This window comes from Nitrosopumilus cobalaminigenes (assembly GCF_013407145.1).
Classification (GTDB): domain Archaea; phylum Thermoproteota; class Nitrososphaeria; order Nitrososphaerales; family Nitrosopumilaceae; genus Nitrosopumilus; species Nitrosopumilus cobalaminigenes.
Genome location: NZ_CP026993.1, coordinates 186701 through 211794, shown reverse-complemented (window position 1 = coordinate 211794; position 25094 = coordinate 186701). Strand labels below are relative to the sequence as shown.

Here is a 25094-nt window from a genome sequence, read left to right as displayed (position 1 = left end):
TAGTAAATCTCAATTGATCTAATAGGTAGTGAAATTTATTATCTGATTTTTTAATTGTAAACATGCAGAATAGAAATACAATGAAAAATAAAGTGATTTTTAGTGTTTTATTCACACTTTGTCTAGTATCTATTCAATTTGCATATGCTGAACCTGAATTTTCCTTTGAATTTGGTACAACAGGATCAGGAAATGACGAATTTGACAACCCAACAGATGTGATTTTAGATAAAAATGGAAAAAATATCTATGTTGTAGATAGCAATAATGATAGAATTAGTGTTTTTGAAGATGATGGGGATTATGATTTCAAGTATGGGACTTTTTGTGATATAGCAGCAATTCAAGATTGTAATGATAATGCAGACGGTGCAGATGATGATGGAGATGGACAATTTAATGAGCCACTAAGTATTGCAAGAGATGCATTAGGGGAATTTTTTGTAGTTGACTCAGGTAATGAACGAGTTCAAGTTTTTGATGATGATGGGGAATTTCAATCAAAATTTGGTTCATCAGATAGCGGATTAGATGAATATCTAGGAAATGCTAAAGGAATAGTTATTCAAGAATCATCAAGAGAAATTCTAGTTTCAAATATTGAAAGAGATTCAATTTCAGTTTTTGACTCTACTGGGGATTTTCTATTTGAATTTGATTCTTTTGATGGGAATGATGATTTTCAAAATCCAACAAACATGATAATTGATAATTCAAATGAAATACTATATGTTTCAGATACAGGAAATGATAGAATTGTTATCTTTGAATTAGTTTCAGGAAATACTTGTCCTAGTGGAACTGATGAAGTGGTTGATGGAGTATGTTTTGTTGAAGAGTTTGGAACATCAGGAAACGATGACGGTGAATTTGATGAACCAAGAGGATTAGCATATGATTCTGTAAATGATCTGCTTTATGTTTCAGATACAGATAATGATAGAATTCAAGTGTTTGAGATAGTTGATGGAAATACTTGTCCTAGTGGAACTGATGAAGTGGTTGATGGAGTATGTTTTGTTGAAGAGTTTGGAACATCAGGAACAGGAGATGGACAATTTGACCAACCAATGGGAATTGCACTAGATATGACTAATGATTTGTTATGGATAGCAGATTCAGATAATGATAGAATTCAAGTGTTTAATCTTAATTCTGAGCCTGCAGTTTTACTTCCTGACAAACCAGATAATCTAAAAGCATCACCAGTTTCTCCAACATCAATTATTCTTTCTTGGGTTGAACCCACCATGGCAGAAAACGTACCAGAGATTACAGGTTATAAAATAGAATATAGAGTTGGATCAGATGATTATATTCCAGTTACTCAAAACACTGGAAGCAAAACCACATCATTTATCCATCAAGGTTTAGATTCTGATGAAACTTATTCATACCGTGTTTATTCAATTAATTCAGAAGGAACAAGTGCTTCATATTCTAGTACATCAGAAAAACCAAAACATACTACAACACCAACTGCATTAACTGCAACGGCAATTGCACCAAGTCAAATTAAACTTTCTTGGTTACCACCATCTGAAACTTTTGGACAATCAATTACAGGTTACAATATTTTACGAGAAATTAATGAAGGAGTATATGATGATTCTGTAGGGAATACAAATGCAGGAACTACAACATTCATTGTTACAAATTTACAAACTGATAAAACATACACATATGCAATTAGTGCAAATATTGGATATGGTTCTACAGGTGAATCCCCAACAGCATCAGCTACACCTAGAGAGGATTCTGTAAATGTGGTAGATGATCCAATAACATCAACTGCGATTCAGATAACAAAGTCATCTCCGCCAATAAAATTAACTGCATCAGTGGTTTCATCATCTCAAATTAACCTAGCATGGAGTCCACCTGTAGAAGACGGAAATTCAGCAATTACAGGTTACAAAATTGAAGTGAAAAGAGATGATAATTCATACACAACATTAGTTGCAGATACAGAAAGTACTGTAAGAACATATTCTCATACAAATCTCATAACAAATTCAAAGTACACGTACAAAGTTTCAGCAATTAACGTAGTAGGAACAAGTGATCCATCAAATGAATTTTCTGCCACACCAAAATCTACCAATGTACAGATTAGTCCATTAGGTAAATTGAACATAGATGAGGGTAAATTATTGCTATTTACAGTCAAGTTACTAGATAATTCAGTCAAAGATGTAGTGTTTAGTCTAGATAAAAACCCTCCAGCAGGGGCAAAAATCATATCAAATACTGGAGTATTCTCATGGACTCCAACAAGTACTGATGGTGGAAAAACATACTCACTAGATGTGGTTGCTAAAAAAGATGGATTGACAGATCGTGAAACAGTAACAATTATAGTAAATGATGTTATGACTTCACAACAACCAGAACCAGAACCACAGCCTAAAGAATTAGGACTAGCATCATTTGTGGATGAAACTAAAGATCCGCAAAGTTATGTTGACAGATACAACAATGAGGCAAGCTACAAGAAATGGTTTGACGATAATTTTGCAGAGTATGATTCTATTTACCAAGCAGTTGGATTAGAAGAGCCATTACTTATTCCAGCATCATTTGTGGATGAAACTAAAGATCCGCAAAGTTATGTTGACAGATACAACAATGAGGCAAGCTACAAGAAATGGTTTGACGATAATTTTGCAGAGTATGATTCTATTTACCAAGCAGTTGGATTAGAAGAGCCAAAAGTTGAAGAAAAGAAATTTGGGATCTGCGGTCCTGGAACGAAATTAATTGATGGAGTATGTACAATTGTTGAAAAACCAGCTGTAAAGCCATGGTGGCAGTTTTGGTAAATAATTTTGAAAGCTAAGTTTTAATCACAATACTTTTTCATAAATAACAATGGGCAAACTAGGCAGAAACCTCAGAATTTGTGGTGAATGTGGAATTGCATATACTTCTGTTAGTTTCACAAGATACATAGATCAATGCCCAATTTGTAAATCAAGAAGATTTGAAGCAATTCCAGTAAAATCACTTGATGAACAGCAGACACAGTCATCAACATAGATTTTTTAGTAGAATTGAACCCCTAAGAGCATTGTCGGAAGACCCAGAAATTGCAAAAATTATGCAGAGGAAAATGGATGAAATGCTCAAACCAAAACCAGAGCCTACAATTGAGCCTGGAATTATAGATTTGAATGATTCAAACTTTGATCAGATAGTTTCTGCTGAGAATCCAACATTGGTAGATTTTTGGGCAGAATGGTGTGGACCATGCAAATCAATGCATCCAATATTTGAAAGCCTCTCAAAAAAATATCCTAATGTAAAATTCGCAAGAGTAAATGTTGATCAAAATCAAAATATCTCTATGAAATTTGCAGTACAATCAATTCCAACATTTATCATGTTCAAATCAGGCCAAATTGTAGATAAAATGATGGGAGCAGTAGGAGCACCTGGAATTCATATGATTTGTAAAAAGCATTCAAGCTAGTAACCGTATATTGGTTCTATTTCTCGTTGAATTCTAATTATATCATTAAACACTTCTTGTTCTTCAGGAGAAAGTTTATGCATGAATTTCTTGAGAATTTGTTTTGCTTCATGTGATGGTGGAAAAGTATAGTATACTTCTTCTTCAAAAATTTGTCTTCCAATTGTGACATCTTTAACAGAACATGCAACCTCATCACCTGTTTTTGCAGTTGATACCGTCTTTTTGTCTAGTTGAAGTTGGTGTATGTATCCAACCTTGCGTCCTTTCATATTCATAAAAGGAATTTTGTGTTTTAGATTTCCAACATCTACACGTACTCCAAATACTGCAGGATTATTATTTCGAAATACCATTCCTTTCATGAATGAGAATTTTGAAATTGGTGTAAGTTCTGCAAACATTGCATCTTCTTCATTAGCAGAATCTTCTTCAACCCAAGCATTATAGTTGTCAATTAAACTATAGATTACTTTGTCTTCAAAGAGTTTGATGTGACTTGTTTCTGATTCTTCTTTTGCATCAGGTAATATCTTGACATTAAATGCCAAAACAATTCCGAGATGTCTATCATTTTCCTTAATGGCTTTAGCCTCAATTACATCATGTCTAGTTACAGGACCAATGTCTGCTTTGGCAACAGGGACTTGTGAGCGTTTAAGCATCTCAACTATTGCCTCAAGTGAACCAATAGTATCGCATTTCAAGACAACTCCATTGGTTTCAGTATCAACAAAAACAGATTTCATTTCAGATTCAATTAATTTAGTATATTTTGCAATCTCCTCAGTATTTTTTGCAACATAAAGAGTACTTCCTGGAAGAACACCTTCAAGTTCAGGGGATGCAATTTTGAATCCAGCTGCTGCATCTATTTGTGGAACCGGTTTGAACTTGTCACGTGGATCACGCATCTCATCAAGAGGTTTGGGTAAGAGCAATGCCTTGGGTTTTGTAACGATTACAGCATCACGTTTTGCAACAACAATACTATTTTCTTTTTTGATTGAACCATCAATGAGAATAACGTTAGCTGTTTGTCCCAATCCAACTTCATCTTTAACTTCTAAAACTATTCCACGAGGTTCTTTCTCGTCCTGATCTAGTCTTTTCTGCAGATATTGCTGTGTTAATCCTACCAAGACACTAAGTAATTCAGGTACTCCCACTCCAGAACGTGCAGAAATTGGAACAATAGCAATTTCAGATTTGAAATCCTCTACACGATAAAATGCCTCAGACTTGTATCCGAGTATAGATAGAGTTCCTACAACATCATAGATTTTTTGGTCCAAATCTGTTTGGATTGATGCATCTTGTTCTTTGATTGCCTGTGTAATGAAAGGTGTTTCAGATTTTCTCCATCCAGAGATTTGATCACATTTGTTTAGTGCAACAACAAAGGGAACTTTTCTGCTTTGTAAGATTTTCAAACTCTCATTTGTTTGCGGTTGAAATCCACGATTCACATCAACTACTAAAATTGCAATATCAGCTGCGGAACCACCTCGAGAACGTAGATTTGTAAAAACTTCGTGTCCGGGTGTATCAATTACTAAAATTCCAGGAACCTTATTTTCTGATTGTTCTAGTTTTTTGTATAGTGGACCACACATTTCTTTGATAGTTTCAGTTGGAAGAAAACTTGCACCAATATGTTGGGTAATTCCACCTGCTTCTCTACCTTGAACACCTGTTCCACGAATTCTATCTAAAAGAGATGTTTTTCCAGAGTCTACGTGACCAAGAACTGCCACTATGGGCTGACGAATTTGCAAATCAGATCACTCAAATGCTACCCTCGATTCGTGATCAAAACTTTCTTGTGAATCTGATGCATGAATAATATTTTCACTAAATCCCAATCCAAAGTCTCCTCTAATGGAGCCAGGATCTGCTTCAAATGATTTTGTTGCACCAATCATTATTCGTGTAGTTGCAATTGCATTATTTCCTTCAATGATCGCAGCAACAACAGGTCCTGATGTGATAAAGGATGTTAGTTCTCCAAAGAAAGGTTTGTCTTTGTGAACTCCGTAAAAATTCTCTGCTTGTGCTTGAGTAAATGTAAACATCTTTAATTTTAAAAGTTTGAATCCTTTTCTTTCAAATCTGGATACAACTTCACCAACTAGATTTCTAGCTACGGCATCAGGTTTTACAATGAATAAAGATTGTTCAGTCAATTCTATTTCTTTCTAATTCCGCCTTTAACGTATTTTTTAGTCCATTTCAATTTTCTTGGATCACGTTTCAAGACTAGTGCATTCTTTTTACATTTTGCAGAACAGAACCATAGCACGGTTCCATCATTTTTTGCAAGCATAGTACCAGATCCTTTTGCTACGGGTCTGTCACAGAAATTACATGGTTTAACTAAAAGACTCATCTAAACACCTATTTGATTTTCTTTGCTTCTCTCTCTGTTTCTCTTAGCATAAGAATTTCTCCCATTCTAACAGAACCTTTGACATTTCTTGTAAGAATTCTACCTTTATCCTTACCAGTAAGAACTTTAACTCTAACTTGAATTACTTCACCAGCAATGCCGGTTCTACCAACAATTTGAATAATTTCAGATTGAACTACTTCTTCAGCGTTTTGACTCATTCTTCGGTCTTACCGCCTTTAATTTTAGCGATGGATGATACAACTTGGTCTACAATGTGTTGTGCATCACCTGCATCCAAAATTGCTGCAGCGGCTGAAGTAATATCAATACCTAATGATTTGCCTAACTCCTCTTTGCTTGGAACAAATGCATATGCTGCACCTTGCTCTTCACATAGAATTGGAAGATGGGCTACTACCTCTGGTGGTTCAACATCTTCAGCGATTACAATTAATTTACTAGTACCACGTTCAATTGCCTTGGTTGCTTCGTTGGTTCCTTTCTTGACTTTACCGCTTGTAGATGATACTCTTACGGCCTCTAAGATAGGATTTACGAGGTCCTCTGGCGTCTCAAATTTAACATAATATGCTTTTCCCATACTTCGTCACCCTAGGGGTTCATTCTCCATTCTATCCATCGCTGGGTTTGGTTTTAAAAGTGTTATCTGGAAATTATTGAGCTTACTTTTTCAAGATATTCAGACATCAAAGTATCTAATTTCTCCTGACTTTCAGCTTCTGCATATACTCTGACAATTGGTTCTGTTCCACTAGGTCTAATCATTACCCAATTTTTGAGATCTATTGAAATCTTGATACCATCAGAAGTATCAGAATTTGGATATTCCTCTTTTAGTAAAGAGATCAATTTTGGGATTTTTTCTGGAGGACATGAAATCTTATCTTTAGTTGTAAATGAAGGAGGTAGACTGTTAATTGAATTAGCAAGTGGTTTTTCAGATGTGGCAAGCAAGTCAAGCATCAAAGCCAATGTCATACAACCATCCCTTACTTGATTATGTTTTCCATACATGTAGCCACCATTTTCTTCAAATCCAATTAGTGCATTAGTTGGAACCATTTTTCGTGAAACTTCAACACTTCCAACTTTAGTTCTAATTACTTTTGATTCAAATTGTTTAGCTAAAACTTCAATGTTTGAACCAGAATTCAAACAAGTTACAACAAGCGAATTTGGATTTTTTTTCAAAATATGTTGTGTAAGTACTAGTGCAGACTTGTCTCCAGTCAATATGTCTCCATTGTTATCACAAAAAATACTTCTATCTCCATCACCATCAAATGCAATTCCCACATCTGCATTGTGTTCCTTAACAGTTTTTGAAAGTTCAGAAAGGTTTTGCGGTGTAGGTTCAGATCCACGTCCTGGAAATGTACCATCAATGTTTGGATTTACAAGGAATGTTTCACATCCAAGTAATTCACAAAAGTTAGGGGCAGATACTGCTTGTGCACCGTTACCTAAATCTAAAACAACTTTGAAATGTTTTGATTCTATTAGTGTAGAATCAACATGTGAAATAATTCCTTTCAGATATGTCTCAATTGCTGTATTTTCAGTCCTAGTTATTCCCCATGAATCAGATTTCTTGAGCCAATTTTTTTGTAAATAGATATCCTCAATGATTAATTCATCTTCACGTGAGATTTCCACTCCATCTTTTGCACAAGGTTTGATTCCATTGTATTGTGGAGGATTATGAGATGCAGTTATCATCAATCCACCAGAATATCCCAAACTCTTTACTGCATATTCTAGACAAGGAGTGGGTACAAGTCCTGCAACATTACAATCAATTCCTATAGAATTCAAAGCAGAACTAACAACTTTACAGATTATAGGACTTGATTCTCTGCCATCATATCCTATCAATACAGGTCCTTTTCCAAAGTATGTTCCAATTGCAAGGGTCATATCATGAACAAATTCTAATGTAAAATCTTCATCGAAGACTCCACGAATTCCATTTGTTCCGAAAAATTTCGCCACAATACTGTGCAATAATAGATAAATTTGTGTTTAATGGCAAATCCGTTGCGGGAGTCGCCCAGCCTGGTCAAAGGCGTAGGGCTTAGGACCCTATATCTTAGGATTTCGTGGGTTCAAATCCCACCTCCCGCACCATTTTGATTTCTGTGAATGATTAATAATGAGAAAATCTTCAGCAAACAAAGTCATGAAAAAGACAGTAGTAGGAATCACAGTTGTAGGTAAAGACAGAGAAGGAATTGTAGCTACGTTTACGAATTTTGCATTCTCTAAAGGTGGAAACATTGAGAAGGTAAATCAAAATGTAATCAAAGGTCTTTTCGGCATGTATCTAGAAGTTTCTTTTTCAAAAGCAGTTGATGTAAAAAAGTTTGATTCAGATATTCAAAGTCTATCTAAAAAAGAAAAAATGGATGTCAGTACACATCATGAAACAAATTCACAGAAGAATATTGCAGTATTAGTTACTAAAGAGCCACTATGTCTTGAAACAATTCTTGCAAATGCAAAATCACTCAAAGGAAAAATTTCAGTAATTATAGGTACCGAAAAAACTTTAGAACCACTTGCAAAAAAAGCAAAAATCCCTTTTGTTGCAATTGAAGACAAGGTTCAAGATAAGGCAGAGGAGAAAATTATTCAAGTTTGTAAACAATACAACATTGATTTAATCTCACTTGCAAGATATATGAGAATCCTTAGTCCAAATTTTGTTTGGAGATATCCAAATAGAATTATTAATATTCATCCATCATTACTTCCAGCATTTCCAGGAGCTTCTGCATATGCACAAGCATTTGAGAGAGGTACAAAGATTGTTGGTGTAACATCTCATTACGTAACGGAAAACTTGGATCAAGGACCAATTATTTTCCAAGACTCTTTCAAAGTTGATCCAAATGACACGTTAGAAAAAATGAAAGCAAAAGGACAAAAGTTAGAAGCAGACACATTGCTTAAAGCAATGAAGATGCATCTTGAAAATAAACTAGAAGTTCGCTGGAGAAAAGTTCACATCAAATAAGTGAATTAAATGACAGAAATCAAAACCCAATTTGATCCTATTCTTAGAAAAACATTATCAAAGAAAAAACAAATTGCCATAATTCCCGTAGGCTCAATTGAGCAGCATGGACCTCATTTACCAATATCAACTGATTCAGATATTGTTACAGAAGTTGCAAAAAAAATATCAGAGAAATTAGGATGTCTTTTACTTCCCACACTAAGCTATGGTGTATCATTTGAGCATGCTCCATTTTTTAATCTGAGTGTTAGGGAATCAACACTAAAAACAGTTCTAACTGATTTGTGTATGTCACTCTTATCTAATAACATCAAAACAGTTTTCATAATTAATGGTCATCATGGAAATCTAAAACCTATCAAAAATCTAGATGTAAAACTCAAAAAAATATCAAAAAATAAACTCAAAGTATTTCCATTGTCATACTGGCATTTTATGGAAAGAGAGTTTGATCATGCAGGGTTTGTAGAAACTTCACTTATGCTTGCAATCTCAAAAAATGTCAAAATGAATTTAGCAAAAAAAGGTCTCATTACAGAAGGAATGACAAAACAAGAAATTACAAAGATTGGAAAACTTGCAAATCAGTCCTTTCCTAAAGCAACCAAAAATGGAATTTGGGGGGATCCTAGAAAAGCAACAAAGAAAGATGGACAAGTGATTTTAGATGAAATCATCAAAAATCTTGGAAAAAGGTGTCAATCTTGCCTTACTGGGCATAGCTCATAGTTTCACCAATGGAAATTTAATATAACGCCTCGATATCCATGTCAATAAGTGATTAATGATGTCCGTTGATATGGCAGTAAAAGTATTGGATGAGAGTATCAATCAAGTTGTATTGATAAAACTCAAAGGAAACAAAACCATAAGAGGTAATTTACTCGGTTTTGACCAACACATGAACCTGCTACTCGATTCTTCAGAGGAAATTCCTGCTGAAGGCGATTCTAAGAGCCTCGGAAGCATTGTAGTTAGAGGAGACAATGTCGTAATGATATCTCCTCCACCAGCACAAAATTAGGTGATTTGCAATGACTAAAGGTACAACTTCTATGGGTGGATTTACAAAAAAGAAAGTTCACATTAGATGCAGAAGATGTGGTAAAAACTCACTTCACAAACGTCACCACCAATGTGCAAGTTGTGGATTCCCAGAGGCAAAACGCAGAAAGTATTCCTGGATTAAATGGTATACATAGATGCAAGAGATTGTTCTAATTCTTAGTTCATTAGCAGGTGTTGCAACAGCAGCCGCTGTACGTAAAATGCCAAGAGACAAAAATCAATTACTCAGTCTTGGTGCCAGTTCACACATTAAAAGTCAAATAAGTTCATTAAAAATTGAAAAAGATATTCTAACTAAAACTATTTCAAGATTATATCAAGCAGAATCTGAATTTTCTAAAATTCAAAAAGACAAATTGTTACTAAAGTATCAACACCAATTAGGAATTGTATTAGCTAAACTAGAAAAACTTGAACAAGCAAGTAACCATCCAGACTTGGGTCCAGTTGGTGACGGATTGATCACATTGATGGATCAAAAATTATCGAAACTAGATGATAGATTGTATGAATTATCATCAAAGATGACAAGTGCCAAAGTTGAGACATCAAAGGTAAAAGTTCCAGAAGTAAAACAAGAAACAAAACAAAAGATTTCAAATGTATTCAACTTTGATAAACCAAAAGAAAGTAAAATGGAACCAATTGAGATTCCCCCAACTAAATCAAGACAATCATTTGAATTAACAACACTTACAAATATTTCAAGGAAGGAACCAAAATTCCCATTATTTGAAGAAGAAAAGAAAGTTACAAAATCAATGCCTCAACCAAGAGTAATTCCTACAGAAGTAATCAAACCAAAAGAGGAAATTGTGCAAGAAATCATTCAACCAAAACCAAAAGTTGAAGACAAAATTGAGATTATTCAATCAGTAACACCAAAACCTGAAATCAAAGTTGAGGTTAAGCCTGACATTAACAAAGAAGTTGCAAAAATAACCGAACACAAAGCACTTCCAGAACCAATCAAAGAAAAACCAGTTACATTAGATGATGACTTTGATGATGATGCAGATGATTTAGATAAAATCAAAGGCGACATCATGAAAGTATTATCAAAACTGGATCAAGCAGAGGTAGAGTAATTGTCCTACGATGATGCCATTAAGGCATTATCAAGTGATGCACTAAAATTTGTAAAAGATGATTATGTAATTGGTTTAGGTAGTGGACGAGCAGCTACTGCACTTGTAAAATCACTTGCAAAATTAATCAAACTAAAGGAGTATAACATACGAGGAGTACCTACATCATTACAAATTAAATTAATTGCAGAAAAAGTAGGCATACCTCTTGTAGAAGCAGATCAAGTGGAATACATTGATGTTGTGTATGACGGAGCAGATCAAATTGATTCACAAAAATATATAATCAAAGGTGGAGGAGGTGCATTACTAAGAGAAAATATTTTGTTTAGTCTTGCAAAAAAAGTTGTAGTGATGGCAGACAAAACAAAGTTTGTAAAAAATTTCAACAGAACAGTTCCAGTTGAGATCCATCCACTTGCTAGAAATTCAGTTACTAAATCAATAAAAAAACTAGGGGGAGAAGCAGAAATTCGTTCACTTGATAGAGGATATCCATTCTTTACTGAGAATGGGAATATAATTTTGGATTGTGATTTTGGAACAATAAAAAATCCAAAAATTCTTACTCAAAAAATTAAACAAACCACTGGAGTTTTAGAATCAGGAATATTTCTTAGAAAACCAGATGTAATTTACAAGGCCAAAGAAAACGGCAAATTTGATATTCTTTAAAATCTTATTTTTCAGTAAATTTTCCTACTAAAGGAACAAAAACATACTTTGATTGTCTTTTAATTTCAAGCATTCCTTTAGAGGTTTTTTGTAACAAAACCAATGACTGAGAAGAATCCCCTACAGGTGCAATAATGAGCCCATTTTCACGTAGTTGTTCAAGTAATGGTAAAGGAATTTCAGTACAAGCAGCAGTAATTATTATTCTATCATAAGGTGATGCTTGAGGATACCCAAGACTACCATCACATAAAATTACATGGACGTTATCTATTTTCAATTTTTTTAGATTTTCTTGTGCAAATTTTACTAATTCTGGATGACGCTCAACAGAATAAACATCTCCTTTTCCTACCAAGTAAGAAAGGATTGCACTTTGCCAACCAGAACCTGTACCAATCTCAAGAATTTTTTGTCCATCTTTAACATCTAACCATTCAGTCATTCTTGTAACAACACCAGGTTGAGAAATTGTTTGATTTTTCATGATTTGAAGAGGTTCATTGTAATACGCATTATCTAATTCAGATTCTGGAACAAATTCATGTCTTGGAATTTTTCTTAATGCATCTTCTACATATTTATCAGTTAAAAATTTAGAATTTTTTAGATAAGCAATTAAATCATTTAATGCAGTTTGATATTTTTTTTCAATAACTGTCAAACAAAACACTTTACGATTTTAAAGATCAATGTTCAGTTTCAGGATTGTCATGTCTGATTGAATTCATGAAGTCTTTGTGTTCTAACATTAATTCTATCATTTGTTCTCTCAAATCAGCATCATCCATTACTGCATTAAGCATAGGTTCCATCATTTGATCAGACATCATTGCCATATGAGAAGGATCTTCAATCATCATAGCATGCATATCTTTTGTCATTTCAGAATTTATCCATACATGATGAATCATGTCCATCATTTTATTAGAACTTGACATGGTCATAGAATGGGAATTCATTGAATGTGAACTCATTGAATGATGTTTGTAATCAGGACACCAAGGACAATTTGCTAATCTTTGTTCATGTATTTTTTCACACATTGGACAACCCATCTTAGAGTCATTATGATCCATACTACAGCTCATTGATTTTGTATGGTTTTTCATTCCATCACTTTTTCCACCACACATTCCACCATCCATCATCATTGAATCAGAGCCATGGCCCATTCCAGTAGTCATTGGCTGATGAACAGAATCCATCCATGCTGAATGAGATTTAAGATGATTTTCCATTTGTGGGTGATTTTTCATGGTATGAATCATTTTTTCACGTAATTCAGGATCCGTGGTCATTGGGGCTAACATATTTTTGAGTAATTCAGGATTATCTTTAATTTGTAAAACCCATCTATCCATAGTTTGCATCATCATCGTAGAATTTTTTTGTAACATTTCATGCCAATGATGCATAACTTTTTCATTTGATGCCATGCTATTCATCAAATGAGTCATCATATCAGGATTTTTATCCATCAATGATTGATTGTGATTACCATATCCTCTATCAATTAATTTCAAATATGTAGATGGCATTACACATGCAGGATTACCATTACTTTTTTGTAACAACAAATGACCAGATTTACAAGTCATCATATCAGTATCTGCAAATTTCTTCCACTGTTGATGAGGAGTCATTTGTTGAGCAAATGAATTCTCAAAGAAAGAAGGACTAATAGCAATGCTTAGAATCATGGCAAAAAGAAATACAAATTGAGAATTCAATGGGAACAATTGATGTTTTTCTCTTAAAAAGCAATCGTAGAAAACCAAATTTGCAAATTAATTATTTAGAAAACAAGTTAATTTTTCTATCAACTAGTTTACCATGACCTAGTTTACCTATCACTTCAAAATCCTCAGCAATTAATTCACCGCGAACAATTGTTTTAACAGGCCATCCTGTTAGATTTCGTCCCTCATATACAATATAATCAGAGAATCCACCAAACAAATCAGAAGTTACAGTTTTTTCTTTCTTCAAATCTATCATTACAACATCAGCATCAGAATTTTTCTCAAGGGTTCCTTTTTGAGGATACATTCCAAATATTTGAGCAGCGTTTTGGCTAGTAAATCGTACAAACTGCTCAAGTGAAATTTTCTTTTGATTTACTCCATCATTAAGTAAAATAGGAATTACTGTGCCTATTCCAGGGAATCCTGCAAGGGCACCCCAGACATCATCTCCACCCAATTTGAGTTTGAGTTGATTTGCAACGTGATCAGTACCTATTGTATCAATTTGGTTATTTGATAATGCATTCCAAACAGCTTTACGATCATTCTCTGTTCTTATTGGAGGCATTACCTTTGCAAGATATCCTGATTGTTTTTCATATGAAAGTGTCAAATAGTGAGGACAGGTCTCGACAAAAATTTTAGTTCCAAGTTTTTTTTCTTCTTCAATTTGTTTTAGTGCACGCTCTGATCCAATATGTACAAAGTAAATTACACAATCATAATCTCTACCAAATTTTGATACTGTTTTGATTGCTTTAGCTTCATACTCAGGAGAACGACTAGAAGACCAAGCTGATAATCCATCCTGATGTTTTTCTTTTGCAATCTTAATTCCACATCCACATGATTCATAGTCTTCTGCATGTACTAGTACTGGACAACCAAGCTCAGCTGCAGCTTTAACAGTTTGTTCAACTATTTCATCAGTAACATTTACTTCAGCTGCAACAAGATTTGGAGAGTTTGGAGGCATATCCATATAGACATGACCGACTTCACCTCCAAGATTCATGTAAATTTTAAAAGATGTAATTCCTTTTTCAACACAAAAATTCATCTCGTTAATTTGTTGTGGAGTAAAAATTGAAGCATGGATTGTATAATCTACATAATGATTTTCAGATGCTGAATCAAGTTGAGATTGTAAAGAATTTGAAAAAGGATCACCTAATCTTAGCATTCGCATCATGGTTGTAATTCCACCAATTGCTGCAGCATGAGATTCAGTTTTTGCAGCTTGATTAATTGGAGAATAGACTCCATAGTGAACATGTGTGTCAATTGGTCCAGGAATTGAAACTAGTCCTGTGCCATTGATTTTATGATCACATGCAGGCGTATCAGTTGTAAATCCAACGATTTTTCCCTCATCGATTAGGATATTTTTCTCCACCATCCCTTGAGGAAGAATAACGTGTGAATCGACAATTACAGTATCATACGTCATCTACAAATTTTATTCAATTCAGGCTATTATGCGTTGAGAAAATGAATAAAAGAACAACTGAAAATGAATATTCTGAGGGCCGGTGGTTTAGGAGTATAATGCCTCGTTCGCAACGAGGATGTCGAGGGTGCGATTCCCTCCCGGTCCACTTTTCCAGAAACTATTATACATAAATGGAAAATACCATCTTCATGGAAGGTTTTGACGGCAAAAAAGCTGCACAAGATTACATGTCAAAGCATACTCTAGCATTCTCTACTCCAGAATTAACTCTAATGAGATTTGCATTTTGGTTAGGAGATTCGGTTCCAGATCCAAAAAAGGATGGAAAGGGAATTCCAAGAATGATGACATATTTGGTAGAACAAGACTTTGAACCTGTTTTAATTGATGATGAGACATATGTTCCGTCAGGTGCAGTAAAAAGTTCAGCACTAGTTGGAAATGCATTCAATGAGCAAATTCCAGATGGAAAGTTTTGTTCTGAATGTGGTACAAGTCTTTCAGCAACTGCAAAATTCTGTCCTGAATGCGGAACAACTCAATAATTAAAAATTATTTTTAAATTTTGATTTTATGCTTTAGCGCCACACTTGGTGCAAAATTTTGCACCAGCTCTAAGTGCTGCTCCACAAGAAGAACATCCATTTCCACCTTGTTGTTGTGGTGGTACCGTTTGTCTTGGCATTAAAGATGGATCCGGTGATGGTAAAGTTCCAACATCTCCAAATGCTTCTTGTGCAGAAACAATTCCGGGTGGACTGCCACCTACTGGATTATCTGCAGTTCCTGCTCTTGGTGGTTGACCCATTCCGCCAGCCATCATTCCTGGTTGACCCATTCCGGGCATCAAACCTGGAGATTGTGTATTACCAGAACCAGAGCCTACAGATTTTTTTAATTCAAAAATTACTTTGATAGCTAGAAATTCTAAAGCAGAATATGCAACTGTGTAATCACCTAATTTTTGGAAGAATTCTTTGTCACTGATTTGGCCTTTCTTGTACATGTTGTTTGTATCTAGAAATGATTCATAGTATCCTTGAGATTCATCAAACAGACTCTGAAGTTTGTCAAAGAGCATGTTTAGTGTATCAACTTCACCAAATGACATATTGTGACTCAATTTTTGGAATATTAATTACTTTAGGATCAAAAAAGAGGAAAACGTGTGTTTGAATTTATGCGAGTGCTCTATCAATCATACCTTGGTATGATTCTTTAGATGCAGCACCCACTTGCTGGCTAACTATTTCACCTTTGTTTAATAGGATTAAAGTTGGAATACTAAAGACATTGTATTTTGATGCCAATTCATTGGCTTCATCAACGTTAACCTTGACAAATTTTACTTTGCCATCATAGTCAGCTGCCAGTTCTTCAACTACTGGACCTACCATTCTACATGGACCACACCATTCGGCCCAAAAGTCTACAAATACAGGAATGTCAGAATTGATGACATCTACTTCCCATGATTTTGCATCTGAAATTTGTGTTACAGCCATTCTATCATTATTTTATTACACGTACCTAAAAACGTTCACCAGAATTAACACCATATTTTTTGTTGGAAAATTAATTTTGATATATACTTAAATGACGTTTTGGTAAATCTGAAATATGAGTTCAGAACTTAGACTTAAAAAATTACGAGGATCCGGAGGTTATGTGATGGCTACTGTCACTGACGAACAACAAATGAAAGGTAACTTGGGCGGTCCTGATCTATTTTTGGCACCAATTGGAAGACTTGATGCTGATAAAATTACTAAACATTTTTGCAATACTTGTGAGAAAGAATTTGAAGGTCCTCCAAAGATTGAATTTGAAAATCCAAACGAAGAAGTTGCAGAAAATCTAATTCTTGCAGAACGAGGTCAATACATTTGTAATTCATGTAATGCTTCAATTGCAGAATACAGAGACTTCAAAAAAGAAGATGAAGCAGGCGAAGTTGGAAGTGCAAAACCATTAGAACCACAAGTTCAAAATGCACCACAGCCAGAAGTTGCACCACAACAAGTTTCAGAAGTTGCAGCAACACCAGAAACTGTAACACAGCCAGGTCCTGCAACATCAGTTACATCAATTGAAGGAAAAATGGTATTTGACGAGAATGCAAATAAAATTGGAACTGCAAAGCAAGTTGGAATTGATTCAACCCAATCTATGGTTTTAGTAATTACTAAAGAAGATGGTACCGAAGGAAGTATTCCATGGAATAGCATCAAAAAAATTGGAGAAGTTGTTCTTTTAGGAAGTCCAGAAGCTGCTCCTCAACCAGGAAAATGTTCTAGTTGTGGATTTGTAAACAAAGAAGGTTCCAAATTCTGCGAAGAATGTGGAAATAAAATCTGATAGCTAGTAAATTTAATCAATGATACTATAGGCGAGAATGTAATTGGCAAAAAGATCAATCCCTAAAGGAGTAGTTAAAGACATCATAATTGTCGCAGTAGGGGTTTTAGTCATTTGGATTGGCTTGCAAGTTGCATTTGGAACACAAAATCCATTTTATGTTGTAGCAAGTGGAAGTATGATTCCAGTTCTAGAAGTATATGATGTATTGATAGTTTCAGGTCACGAGCCTTTTGAAGATATTGAGGTAGGTGATATTATTGTATTTAATCGGCCATCAGATCATGACAGGGTAATTGTACATAGAGTTGCCTCTATTATGGAAGAAGATCCCAAAACAATTAGAACTAAAGGAGATGCAAATCCAGCCTCAATTCCAGGAACTGATTTTCCAATTACACAAGAAGAGTATATTGGAAAAGTAGCATATACGCTTCCTCAAGTAGGATACATTACTCAATTACTAAAACCTCCAATCAACTATGTCATTATTGCAGTAGTGGTAGGAATAATGATTGTGAAACAATTCGTGAAGAAAAAGAATGAAAAAGAATTGTCATTTACAGATCCATTAGATTCAGTAAATCCCGATACAATTGAAGAGTTATCTGATATTGATAAGATTGAAAAAGATTCAGAATATTCAGAACATGTAGAAAAAACTGGAGACGTTGAGGAATTAGATGACACAGATGAACCTGAAAATCAAACAAAAACAGAAGAAATTGATGAAACGTTTGAAGGAATAGAGGATTCTATTGATGATGTAGAATCCAAAGAAAAAGAAGATCTAAAGAAGAAAGATAAAGAATACTAATTTTTCAGGCAAACAGGTTCACATATGCCCATATACAAAAGCAATAGATCGTCCTGCTTGCTTGGTAGTATAATTATGTCAAAATTACTAAAAAAGGATCCTGAGAAATTATTAGTTTCAAGAGTAGAATCACTTATCAACTAGCAAAAAGGAAATTTCCTAATTGAAATATTTGCTTGTTTTTTCAATTTTATTATTAGTAGGTTCGGCATATGCACAATCTCCATTTCGTGATACTGCAGGCCTAACACAAAATGGTATTGAGTGGTGTGAAGAAAACTATCAATTGTATAATTTTATTGGAAATGATTTCTTTGAACATCATCATCATTCAATTGAATCAAGATTATGCGGGAATTTGTATAATGATGATTTGTGGATGTATTCAGGATCAGATAGATATCAAAAATTAATTGAACAAAGTAGAATGTATTATGGTTTAGAAATTCAAGAAAGTGCTAATGAAGCAAAAGAAGGTAAAATTGATACAAAAGCAGTAAACATTAATGAAATTCCACAAGAAATTCAACAACAGCAAAAAGAACTAGAAGAATCTAAAGTTGAATCTAATATTATTGAGAAAGAATTTCCAACAATAGAAGAAACAATTGATAATTCTGAAGGTGGAGGTTGTCTTATTGCTACTGCAACATATGGCTCAGAGATGGCACCACAGGTTCAATTGTTAAGAGAAATTAGAGATAATCAATTGATGAATACAGAATCAGGCATCTCATTTATGACAGGATTCAATTCATTGTACTATTCATTCTCACCACATATTGCAGATATGGAAAGAGAGAGTCCAATATTCAAAGAGATAGTAAAAATTGGAATTACACCATTACTATCAACATTGTCTCTAATGTCATATGCAGAATCAGAATCTGAAGTGTTAGGATATGGAATTGGAGTTGTTTTGATGAATCTAGGAATGTATGTAGCAGCTCCAATTATGTTAGTTTATCAAATAAAAAATAAAAGAAAAAAGAACTAAGAGTTCTTGTTGATGTCCCCACAGATTCCAGGTGTGGAATCATCAGGTTGACATTCAGGAGCAAATCCTTCAATCTCAATTATCTTTCTATTACCGGTATTGTTTCCATTACCATTTCCATTACCATCGTTTTCATCAGTGAGTTCAAATTTCATCCAAGCTACATCATTTGATACATCAGCATCAACAAATGAATTTGCAGGATTCCATGTGTGTGTTAGGAAATAGATTCCATTTGAAAGATTGGTAATGTCTATTTCATTACCTTCAACTGATTGGTGGTATTGATCAACCCAACCTGGTTGAATTCCTTGTAATCCTACCTCACAATCCCAATAGATTCTCTGAGATGTTGGGGATTCACTACCATCGTATTTGAAAACATTTGTAATACAAAATCCAACTTTGATAGATGCTGCTTCGTCAACTATTTCACCTGGAACATCTGGGTTATTTGGATCATATGCTCTAATTGCAAATTCTCCAACATCATTAATGTGCCAATGGTTGTGAGTTTCATGGAAGATGAATTGGCTTACAGTGTCATGCCAAATTTTTTGATCAGTTAAACCAAAGTTGCCTTCATCATCATATAGATTTTGGAAAGCGTCTTGGGTTGTACCTTCATCAGCATCAGGATCTGGGAATAATGGTTCAAATTCTAGAGTTCCAGGACCAAGATTAGCCCATACATTAGTAAATCTCAAAAATTCATTTTGTTGTTGATTATGAATTGCAAGATGTTTTGGAACACCAGGCGTCACATCTGGAAGAAGTGCGTCATCAGGGACTGATGTAACATCATTTCCACCATTGTTGTTACCATTACCATTACCATTACCATTACCATTACCGCCTGGAGCTGCTGCAACATCCAAAATCATGGGTGTTGCAAACATGAATCCAATTGCAAGTAATACTGGAAGTATTAAAAGTGGTTTTCGAAAGTTTGTTTTTGAAAAAGTCATTGATCAAGACAAGAATGTTTAGTAGATAAAGTCCTGTCAGTAAGAAAAATAACAAGCTGTTTTAAAATATATGAAAAAATGATTTTCATAAAAACCTATCATATAGAAATTAAATAATTTCTTTGTTTAAAGAACAGAATCTTTTGTTTTGAATACTCGTTTAAAGTAATCAGATGGTTCTTTTGGTTCTTGAATATCGTTTGTAATACCAGCAAGATTTTTGGCTAAATTCTTTTTGTAACCTACTTGCATTTGTCTTTGAATTTGGATTCTTTGAGCTTGTGGTGAGCCTGCACCATGCATTGATTCTGTTAAATAGCCAACGGCATTTCTACCCAAAGTCATGTTTTCAATTAATCTTAAAATTCTCATTCTGTTTTCAACATCAACACCTTTTCTTCCAGCAAGATATTTTTTGAGTAGTGGTCCAGCTTCAGGATGTCTAAAGTCCTTCTCAGATGGTAATGTAACTACTAATCCACCTGCAATATCTTGTGCTAGTCTACTAATTTCATATGGAAATCGTGTAACGTTATGTTTACAAACTTGAGCAAGCATATCATCATTTAGGAATACACCAGACTTCATCTTCTGTCCTTGATGGGATGATGCAATACCTGCAGCAAATATTGTTTCATTTAGATGAGTCATCTCAATAATTTTATCTTTAATGTGAGAAACTTTAGGAACACCGTTGTAATCTGCAATTGTAGCTGCTGCTCCAATTAATACATCACCTAGACCTGTTTTGCATACATAACTACGTCTATGATAACACGTAAATCGCTCTACAAGCATAGATGCAAATTCATATTCACCATTCATGAATATTTTATCCCAAGGAATAAACACATTATCTAAAATTATCAAAGCTTCTTGTCCTCCAAACTTTGCATTACCATCATCAATGTCACCTTCCTCCATACTTCTGGTATCACAAGATTGTCTACCGTAAATGTAAGTGACTCCTTTTGCATCTGCTGGAATTGCTCCAACAATTGCCCAATCCTTATCGGTTTCAGTTAGTCGGATTGTTGGCATTAAGATGATCCAGTGAGAGTTAATACAACCAGTTTGATGTGCTTTTGCACCTGAAACATAGACACCATTTTCATCAGTCTTTACAATTCTTGTAAACAAGTCAGGGTCATCTTGTTCTGCAGGACCTTTGCTTCTATCACCCTTAGGATCAGTCATAGCACCGCCAATTACAAAATTTTCTTTTTGAACCATCTTTACAAATTCTAAGAATCGTTTATGATAATCAGTTCCATGTTTTTCGTCAATTTCAAACGTAGTAGAATGCAAAGAGTTCAGTGCATCCATTCCAACACATCTCTGGAAACATGTTCCTGTGTTTTGTCCAAGTTTTCTCTGCATTTTATTTTGTAAAACTAAATCTTCTGCACTTTCAGCAATATGTAAAAATCGATTTACTTTCAATCCAGAAAGTGATGAATCAGCAGAAGCTAGTGCTTCTTCACGTACTGCAAGATCATAAGTTTCTGCAACAGCATTAATTGATGGTCTAATAATTGGATGATCAACATAATTTTCTACTAATTCGCCAAAAAGGTAAATTTTGAGATCGCGCCCTCTAAGACTTTCAATGTAGTCATCACCTGTTCTAATTGTCTTTAAGACATTAGCCATGTAATATTATTCATCTTGATGTTGTATAAATATTCTAAATTGGCAAAAGAGAAATTTTACGAATAGATTGCGATCAGAGGCCTATTCTAACATCAAGAATTTTACAGCCTTTTCCTTTTTCCATCACTAGAACAGGATTCATATCTAATTCTTTGATCTCTTTAAAGTCAGAAACTAATTGTGACAATCTCTGAATACATTCAGATAATTTTACAATATCAGATGGTTTCTCTCCTCTAACTCCTTGAAGTAATTTTTGAGTCTTAATTGATGCAATCATGTCATCAGCTTCTTTATCAGTTACTGGTGCTAGTTTGAATGTGACATCTTTAAGGACTTCAACATAAATTCCCCCCATTCCAAGCATGATAACAGGACCAAATCCAGGCTCTAGTTTTGAGCCTATGATTAGTTCTTTGCCACCTTTTACCATCTCTACAATCAAAACACCTTTGATCTCAGCCTTTTTGTCATATTTTTTGGCATTTTTGATAATTGTTTTGAAAGCATCTTTAATTTCATTGTCGTTTGTCAAGTTTACTTTGACACCACCTGCATCAGACTTGTGAATAATTTGTGGTGATGCAATTTTCATCACTACAGGATAACCAATTTTTTTAGCAATTTTTATTGCTTCAGTTTCATTTTTGGCAAGTGCACTTTTTGGTAATGGTAATCCATATGCTTTGAGAACTTCTTGTCCTTCTTCTTCTAACAGATTTGGTCTTTTCTCTTTTTTGACCTTGTCAAAAATTTTCTTTGCTTTAGCTTTGTTTACTTTGAATTTGGTAATTTTTCCTTCTTTGGTATTTACCCAGATTGCAAACTTTATCATTGCAGCTAAAGTTCGAATTGCTCCTTCAGCATATGTGTAATAAGGAACATCTCCTTTGGATAAAATTTCTCTATTTGTAATACCTTCATCTAATCCCATCAAACTTGCTAACATTGTTTTTTTGTATTTTTTTGACATGGAAACAACAACTTCAGCAAGTTTATCATAATTCAAAGTTCCAGAAGGAGTACACATTGTAATTACAGAACCGACTTTAGGATGTTTTAGTACTCTATCTAAGACATTGTGGAATCTGTTAAAATCAGCATCACCTACAATATCAACAGGATTTCTAGAGCTTCCCCAAGGAGGAATCACTTCATCTATCTTTGGACGAATACTATCAATTTTAGCCATTCTAATTCCTGCCTTAGAGCAGGCATCAGTGGAAATAATTGCAGGACCACCTGCATTTGATACAATAACTAAACCACCTGCTGTTGGAAGTGGTTGTTTTGAAAATGCTGTTGCATAATCAAAGAGCTCTTCCATGGTATCAACTCTGATTGCACCGGATTGTTTGAGTAATGCATCATAGATTTCATCTGAGCCCATCAGTGCTCCAGTATGAGACATTGCAGCCTTTGCACCCTCGGGACTACGTCCTGATTTGAGTACAAGAACTGGTTTTTTGAGTTTTTTAGTAATATTTTTACAAACTTTGAGGAATTCTTGACCATCTCCCATGTCTTCAAGATACATTACAATGACTTTGGTTTGTTTGTGATTTGCAAGAATTTTAAGAACATCAACTTCACTCATTGCAGCTTTGTTTCCAAGACTAACTACTGCAGAGAAACCAATTCCTTGAGCACTTGCATCTTCAACTAGTGCAGCACAGATTGCTCCACTTTGTGAAACAAGTGCAATTTTTCCAGACTTTGGAGTAATTTTTAGAAAAGTAGAGTTCATCATTGTCTTTGGATCAAGATTCATGACACCAAGACAATTTGGTCCAATGATTTGGATTTTGTATTTTTTAGCAATATCTTTTATTTCTTGTTCTCGCTTTGCACCTTCTTCATCAACTTCTTTGAAACCTGCAGTGATAATAATAACGCCTTTGACTTTTTTCTTTCCACATTCTTCTAACACTGGTGCAACCAATGTATTTTTGATAACAATTACTGCAAGGTCAATTGATTTTGGAACATCTAAAACACTCTTGTATGCTTTTTTGTAAAAGACAGTATCTCGTGATGGACTAATTGGATAAACGATTCCTTTGAATCCATTCATGATATTTGATGTGATTGTTGCACCAACACTTCCTCTCTTATCTGATGCACCAATTACTGCAATTGATTTTGGTGATAGAAAGACAGATTCTGCCATGTATGTTGAATCTAAAGATTTTGTATAATAAAGTTATTCTCGGAAATTTCTGATCTCTGATTTTTAGCTTCCCAGCATTTTTCCAGCCAAATTCTCTTTTCTAGGAACCCAAACAATTGATAAATTTGAAAATTTTCCAATTATTCCCCATGCTTCTCTAGCTAAATTTCTTAATTCTTCATTATTTATTGCAAATTCATGATTTAGTTGGTTTACAGTATTTTTAGAATCACTATGAATTGTAATTTCTTCTGTTGATTCAACATACTTGTTTAAAGCTGAAATTATTGCTAGATATTCTGCCTGATTGTTTGTTAAATCAGGTTTTTTCTCATAAAATGATTCGCCAGTTTCTTTAACAAAATATCCGTATCCACTATTTGTTCCACCAGAACCATCAACGTAAATATTAATTCCCATCTTTATACAACCTCGTAATTTTCACAGTTAGATTTAGCACTATCATGTAAATAATTGTAGATATTCCTTGAGATAGAATTGATGCTAGATATGGATCATAGTTTATTGTAAGGAAATAATATTGCATAGCCCATCTAACAACAGTATATACAACTTCAGCAATTCCCAGTGAAGTGATTAATTTTTTTAAATCATGTTTTAGTTTTGCAGTATCAGTTTTCCCAGAATCTAATCGATATTTTTTTCTATTATCAAAATAAAATAAACTGCTAAAAACTGAAAAATAAATTGCATAGTCTGCAATTGTTGTATATGTTGTATTTAGATAATCAGCTTGATCAGATAAAACTTGAGCAATAATTGCAGAAATAATTATTGATGCTGTAAATGCAATGAGAACATTTTTGTTTAATTTTAGATATTCTTGTAACACGTCTTAGAAGATCATTTGTTACAAATAAACTAAGATTAGTCTAATGTAATTTTCAAAAATATAATTAATCCTGCAAGTTCGGCAATTCCTACTCCCAGCATATATGGGAAAATTTCATGGGAGAAAATCTCTTCCATCGAAAAGTATGCTAATGCACCAATAACATTATGTAAAAACAACATTCCGGCTACAACTATCATGCCTAGTGGAAGCTGTGCTCTAGTTTTTCCATACATTTTTCCAAAAATACAGATTAGAATACCAAGTATGCCCATATTTGCAATTGAAACAATAGATAAGACTAGAGAAGTAGATTCCATTTAGAGTAAAACAACTCCTGAG

30 protein-coding genes and 2 tRNA genes are annotated in these 25094 nt (G+C 34.2%); 15 read left to right on the top strand and 17 right to left on the bottom strand.

From position 1 onward, the window contains the following. Positions 1 to 62: 62 nt before the first annotated feature. From C5F47_RS01170 to trxA (C5F47_RS01160), 3 genes are read left to right on the top strand one after another with little or no spacing between them, the layout of a single operon-like run. A complete protein-coding gene (locus tag C5F47_RS01170) occupies positions 63 to 2822 on the top strand; it encodes a fibronectin type III domain-containing protein (RefSeq protein ID WP_246271138.1) in 2760 nt (919 codons plus the stop codon). A 49-nt stretch (positions 2823 to 2871) separates the two neighbouring features. Beyond that, entirely contained in the window at positions 2872 to 3039 is a 168-nt protein-coding gene (locus C5F47_RS01165; protein WP_179361103.1) for a hypothetical protein, read from the top strand. A 31-nt stretch (positions 3040 to 3070) separates the two neighbouring features. Further along, the gene (gene trxA / locus C5F47_RS01160) at positions 3071 to 3472 is read left to right on the top strand and encodes a thioredoxin (RefSeq protein WP_179361102.1); all 402 of its coding nucleotides are present in this window, start codon (positions 3071 to 3073) and stop codon (positions 3470 to 3472) included. Here the strand turns inward: trxA (C5F47_RS01160) and infB are convergent. The 6 genes from infB to glmM all read right to left on the bottom strand — a co-directional run bounded on the left by infB (position 3469) and on the right by glmM (position 7877). Continuing rightward, positions 3469 to 5250: a translation initiation factor IF-2 gene (infB, locus tag C5F47_RS01155; protein WP_179361101.1), complete on the bottom strand. Its 1782-nt coding sequence runs from the start codon at positions 5248 to 5250 to the stop codon at positions 3469 to 3471. The genes trxA (C5F47_RS01160) and infB overlap by 4 nt on opposite strands. A 6-nt stretch (positions 5251 to 5256) precedes the next feature. Beyond that, positions 5257 to 5658 (bottom strand): nucleoside-diphosphate kinase, encoded by a 402-nt coding sequence (ndk, locus tag C5F47_RS01150; RefSeq protein ID WP_067960803.1) that lies wholly within the window; start codon positions 5656 to 5658, stop codon positions 5257 to 5259. A gap of 2 nt (positions 5659 to 5660) precedes the next feature. Further along, complete coding sequence (locus C5F47_RS01145) at positions 5661 to 5861, bottom strand: 50S ribosomal protein L24e (protein ID WP_014964376.1); 201 nt, start codon at positions 5859 to 5861, stop codon at positions 5661 to 5663. A gap of 8 nt (positions 5862 to 5869) precedes the next feature. Further along, positions 5870 to 6082, bottom strand: coding sequence for a 30S ribosomal protein S28e (locus C5F47_RS01140; protein WP_179361100.1), 213 nt, complete (start codon positions 6080 to 6082; stop codon positions 5870 to 5872). Next, complete coding sequence (gene rpl7ae / locus C5F47_RS01135) at positions 6079 to 6465, bottom strand: 50S ribosomal protein L7Ae (RefSeq protein ID WP_179361099.1); 387 nt, start codon at positions 6463 to 6465, stop codon at positions 6079 to 6081. The genes C5F47_RS01140 and rpl7ae overlap by 4 nt, the downstream gene beginning before the upstream one ends. Positions 6466 to 6527: 62 nt before the next feature. Then, complete coding sequence (gene glmM, locus C5F47_RS01130) at positions 6528 to 7877, bottom strand: phosphoglucosamine mutase (protein WP_179361098.1); 1350 nt, start codon at positions 7875 to 7877, stop codon at positions 6528 to 6530. A 47-nt stretch (positions 7878 to 7924) separates the two neighbouring features. Here glmM and C5F47_RS01125 point away from each other — a divergent pair. From C5F47_RS01125 to rpiA, 7 genes are all read left to right on the top strand, one after another. Continuing rightward, a tRNA-Leu gene (locus C5F47_RS01125) sits at positions 7925 to 8012 on the top strand. 52 nt (positions 8013 to 8064) lie between these two features. Beyond that, complete coding sequence (locus tag C5F47_RS01120; protein WP_179361740.1) at positions 8065 to 8901, top strand: formyltetrahydrofolate deformylase; 837 nt, start codon at positions 8065 to 8067, stop codon at positions 8899 to 8901. Positions 8902 to 8910: 9 nt separating this feature from the next. Continuing rightward, positions 8911 to 9633 (top strand): creatininase family protein, encoded by a 723-nt coding sequence (locus C5F47_RS01115; protein ID WP_179361097.1) that lies wholly within the window; start codon positions 8911 to 8913, stop codon positions 9631 to 9633. A gap of 58 nt (positions 9634 to 9691) precedes the next feature. After that, positions 9692 to 9928, top strand: coding sequence for an LSm family protein (locus tag C5F47_RS01110; protein WP_014964370.1), 237 nt, complete (start codon positions 9692 to 9694; stop codon positions 9926 to 9928). A gap of 10 nt (positions 9929 to 9938) precedes the next feature. Further along, the gene (locus tag C5F47_RS01105) at positions 9939 to 10106 is read left to right on the top strand and encodes a 50S ribosomal protein L37e (protein WP_008297772.1); all 168 of its coding nucleotides are present in this window, start codon (positions 9939 to 9941) and stop codon (positions 10104 to 10106) included. Beyond that, positions 10107 to 11060 (top strand): hypothetical protein, encoded by a 954-nt coding sequence (locus tag C5F47_RS01100; RefSeq protein ID WP_179361096.1) that lies wholly within the window; start codon positions 10107 to 10109, stop codon positions 11058 to 11060. Beyond that, positions 11061 to 11735 (top strand): ribose-5-phosphate isomerase RpiA, encoded by a 675-nt coding sequence (rpiA, locus tag C5F47_RS01095; RefSeq protein ID WP_179361095.1) that lies wholly within the window; start codon positions 11061 to 11063, stop codon positions 11733 to 11735. A gap of 4 nt (positions 11736 to 11739) precedes the next feature. On the opposite strand, the gene C5F47_RS01090 is transcribed toward rpiA, so the two are convergent. The 3 genes from C5F47_RS01090 to C5F47_RS01080 all read right to left on the bottom strand — a co-directional run bounded on the left by C5F47_RS01090 (position 11740) and on the right by C5F47_RS01080 (position 14933). Continuing rightward, positions 11740 to 12399 (bottom strand): protein-L-isoaspartate(D-aspartate) O-methyltransferase, encoded by a 660-nt coding sequence (locus C5F47_RS01090; protein ID WP_179361094.1) that lies wholly within the window; start codon positions 12397 to 12399, stop codon positions 11740 to 11742. A 25-nt stretch (positions 12400 to 12424) separates the two neighbouring features. Further along, positions 12425 to 13468 carry a hypothetical protein gene (locus C5F47_RS01085; protein WP_246271135.1) on the bottom strand — a complete coding sequence of 348 codons (1044 nt, stop codon included), beginning with the start codon at positions 13466 to 13468 and terminating at the stop codon, positions 12425 to 12427. Between the two features lie 61 nt (positions 13469 to 13529). Further along, positions 13530 to 14933: a dihydroorotase gene (locus C5F47_RS01080; RefSeq protein ID WP_179361092.1), complete on the bottom strand. Its 1404-nt coding sequence runs from the start codon at positions 14931 to 14933 to the stop codon at positions 13530 to 13532. Positions 14934 to 15009: 76 nt separating this feature from the next. On the opposite strand from C5F47_RS01080, the gene C5F47_RS01075 reads away from it, so the two are divergent. Then, positions 15010 to 15081 (top strand) — tRNA-Ala (locus C5F47_RS01075). Positions 15082 to 15124: 43 nt separating this feature from the next. Then, positions 15125 to 15481, top strand: a complete 357-nt coding sequence (locus C5F47_RS01070; protein ID WP_179361091.1) for a zinc-ribbon domain-containing protein — start codon at positions 15125 to 15127, stop codon at positions 15479 to 15481. A gap of 26 nt (positions 15482 to 15507) precedes the next feature. Here C5F47_RS01070 and C5F47_RS01065 read toward each other — a convergent pair whose 3' ends face one another. After that, a complete protein-coding gene (locus tag C5F47_RS01065) occupies positions 15508 to 16047 on the bottom strand; it encodes a zinc ribbon domain-containing protein (RefSeq protein WP_179361090.1) in 540 nt (179 codons plus the stop codon). Between the two features lie 67 nt (positions 16048 to 16114). Next, the gene (gene trxA, locus C5F47_RS01060; protein ID WP_179361089.1) at positions 16115 to 16441 is read right to left on the bottom strand and encodes a thioredoxin; all 327 of its coding nucleotides are present in this window, start codon (positions 16439 to 16441) and stop codon (positions 16115 to 16117) included. 115 nt (positions 16442 to 16556) lie between these two features. On the opposite strand from trxA (C5F47_RS01060), the gene C5F47_RS01055 reads away from it, so the two are divergent. The 3 genes from C5F47_RS01055 (at position 16557) to C5F47_RS01045 (ending at position 19108) form a co-directional block, all read left to right on the top strand. Then, on the top strand, positions 16557 to 17294 hold the full coding sequence (locus C5F47_RS01055; protein ID WP_179361088.1) for a PRC-barrel domain-containing protein: 738 nt from the start codon (positions 16557 to 16559) through the stop codon (positions 17292 to 17294). Between the two features lie 43 nt (positions 17295 to 17337). Continuing rightward, entirely contained in the window at positions 17338 to 18111 is a 774-nt protein-coding gene (locus tag C5F47_RS01050; RefSeq protein ID WP_179361087.1) for a signal peptidase I, read from the top strand. A gap of 163 nt (positions 18112 to 18274) precedes the next feature. Next, positions 18275 to 19108 (top strand): CFI-box-CTERM domain-containing protein, encoded by an 834-nt coding sequence (locus tag C5F47_RS01045; RefSeq protein WP_179361086.1) that lies wholly within the window; start codon positions 18275 to 18277, stop codon positions 19106 to 19108. On the opposite strand, the gene C5F47_RS01040 is transcribed toward C5F47_RS01045, so the two are convergent. From C5F47_RS01040 to C5F47_RS01015, 6 genes are all read right to left on the bottom strand, one after another. Beyond that, on the bottom strand, positions 19105 to 20076 hold the full coding sequence (locus C5F47_RS01040; protein ID WP_179361085.1) for a lysyl oxidase family protein: 972 nt from the start codon (positions 20074 to 20076) through the stop codon (positions 19105 to 19107). The genes C5F47_RS01045 and C5F47_RS01040 overlap by 4 nt on opposite strands. Before the next feature lie 126 nt (positions 20077 to 20202). Then, positions 20203 to 21729, bottom strand: a complete 1527-nt coding sequence (locus C5F47_RS01035; protein WP_179361084.1) for a 4-hydroxyphenylacetate 3-hydroxylase family protein — start codon at positions 21727 to 21729, stop codon at positions 20203 to 20205. 73 nt (positions 21730 to 21802) lie between these two features. Beyond that, positions 21803 to 23899 (bottom strand): 4-hydroxybutyrate--CoA ligase, encoded by a 2097-nt coding sequence (locus tag C5F47_RS01030; protein ID WP_179361083.1) that lies wholly within the window; start codon positions 23897 to 23899, stop codon positions 21803 to 21805. Positions 23900 to 23962: 63 nt separating this feature from the next. Further along, positions 23963 to 24319, bottom strand: a complete 357-nt coding sequence (locus tag C5F47_RS01025; RefSeq protein ID WP_179361082.1) for a reverse transcriptase-like protein — start codon at positions 24317 to 24319, stop codon at positions 23963 to 23965. After that, complete coding sequence (locus tag C5F47_RS01020) at positions 24309 to 24752, bottom strand: hypothetical protein (RefSeq protein WP_179361081.1); 444 nt, start codon at positions 24750 to 24752, stop codon at positions 24309 to 24311. Before C5F47_RS01020 ends, C5F47_RS01025 begins: the two co-directional genes overlap by 11 nt. A 35-nt stretch (positions 24753 to 24787) precedes the next feature. Beyond that, a complete protein-coding gene (locus C5F47_RS01015) occupies positions 24788 to 25072 on the bottom strand; it encodes a DUF8036 family membrane protein (RefSeq protein WP_179361080.1) in 285 nt (94 codons plus the stop codon). Between the last annotated feature and the right edge of the window lie 22 nt (positions 25073 to 25094).

Excerpts from the sequence above, each read along its gene's own strand:
- C5F47_RS01170 (WP_246271138.1), top strand. The coding sequence starts at position 63 with ATGCAGAATAGAAATACAATGAAAAATAAAGTGATTTTTAGTGTTTTA.
- C5F47_RS01165 (WP_179361103.1), top strand. The coding sequence starts at position 2,872 with ATGGGCAAACTAGGCAGAAACCTCAGAATTTGTGGTGAATGTGGAATT.
- C5F47_RS01145 (WP_014964376.1), bottom strand. The coding sequence starts at position 5,861 with ATGAGTCTTTTAGTTAAACCATGTAATTTCTGTGACAGACCCGTAGCA.
- C5F47_RS01140 (WP_179361100.1), bottom strand. The coding sequence starts at position 6,082 with ATGAGTCAAAACGCTGAAGAAGTAGTTCAATCTGAAATTATTCAAATT.
- rpl7ae (WP_179361099.1), bottom strand. The coding sequence starts at position 6,465 with ATGGGAAAAGCATATTATGTTAAATTTGAGACGCCAGAGGACCTCGTA.
- C5F47_RS01120 (WP_179361740.1), top strand. The coding sequence starts at position 8,065 with ATGAAAAAGACAGTAGTAGGAATCACAGTTGTAGGTAAAGACAGAGAA.
- C5F47_RS01115 (WP_179361097.1), top strand. The coding sequence starts at position 8,911 with ATGACAGAAATCAAAACCCAATTTGATCCTATTCTTAGAAAAACATTA.
- C5F47_RS01110 (WP_014964370.1), top strand. The coding sequence starts at position 9,692 with ATGTCCGTTGATATGGCAGTAAAAGTATTGGATGAGAGTATCAATCAA.
- C5F47_RS01105 (WP_008297772.1), top strand. The coding sequence starts at position 9,939 with ATGACTAAAGGTACAACTTCTATGGGTGGATTTACAAAAAAGAAAGTT.
- C5F47_RS01100 (WP_179361096.1), top strand. The coding sequence starts at position 10,107 with ATGCAAGAGATTGTTCTAATTCTTAGTTCATTAGCAGGTGTTGCAACA.
- C5F47_RS01080 (WP_179361092.1), bottom strand. The coding sequence starts at position 14,933 with ATGACGTATGATACTGTAATTGTCGATTCACACGTTATTCTTCCTCAA.
- C5F47_RS01070 (WP_179361091.1), top strand. The coding sequence starts at position 15,125 with ATGGAAGGTTTTGACGGCAAAAAAGCTGCACAAGATTACATGTCAAAG.
- C5F47_RS01065 (WP_179361090.1), bottom strand. The coding sequence starts at position 16,047 with ATGTCATTTGGTGAAGTTGATACACTAAACATGCTCTTTGACAAACTT.
- trxA (WP_179361089.1), bottom strand. The coding sequence starts at position 16,441 with ATGGCTGTAACACAAATTTCAGATGCAAAATCATGGGAAGTAGATGTC.
- C5F47_RS01055 (WP_179361088.1), top strand. The coding sequence starts at position 16,557 with ATGAGTTCAGAACTTAGACTTAAAAAATTACGAGGATCCGGAGGTTAT.
- C5F47_RS01040 (WP_179361085.1), bottom strand. The coding sequence starts at position 20,076 with ATGACTTTTTCAAAAACAAACTTTCGAAAACCACTTTTAATACTTCCA.
- C5F47_RS01035 (WP_179361084.1), bottom strand. The coding sequence starts at position 21,729 with ATGGCTAATGTCTTAAAGACAATTAGAACAGGTGATGACTACATTGAA.
- C5F47_RS01030 (WP_179361083.1), bottom strand. The coding sequence starts at position 23,899 with ATGGCAGAATCTGTCTTTCTATCACCAAAATCAATTGCAGTAATTGGT.
- C5F47_RS01025 (WP_179361082.1), bottom strand. The coding sequence starts at position 24,319 with ATGGGAATTAATATTTACGTTGATGGTTCTGGTGGAACAAATAGTGGA.
- C5F47_RS01015 (WP_179361080.1), bottom strand. The coding sequence starts at position 25,072 with ATGGAATCTACTTCTCTAGTCTTATCTATTGTTTCAATTGCAAATATG.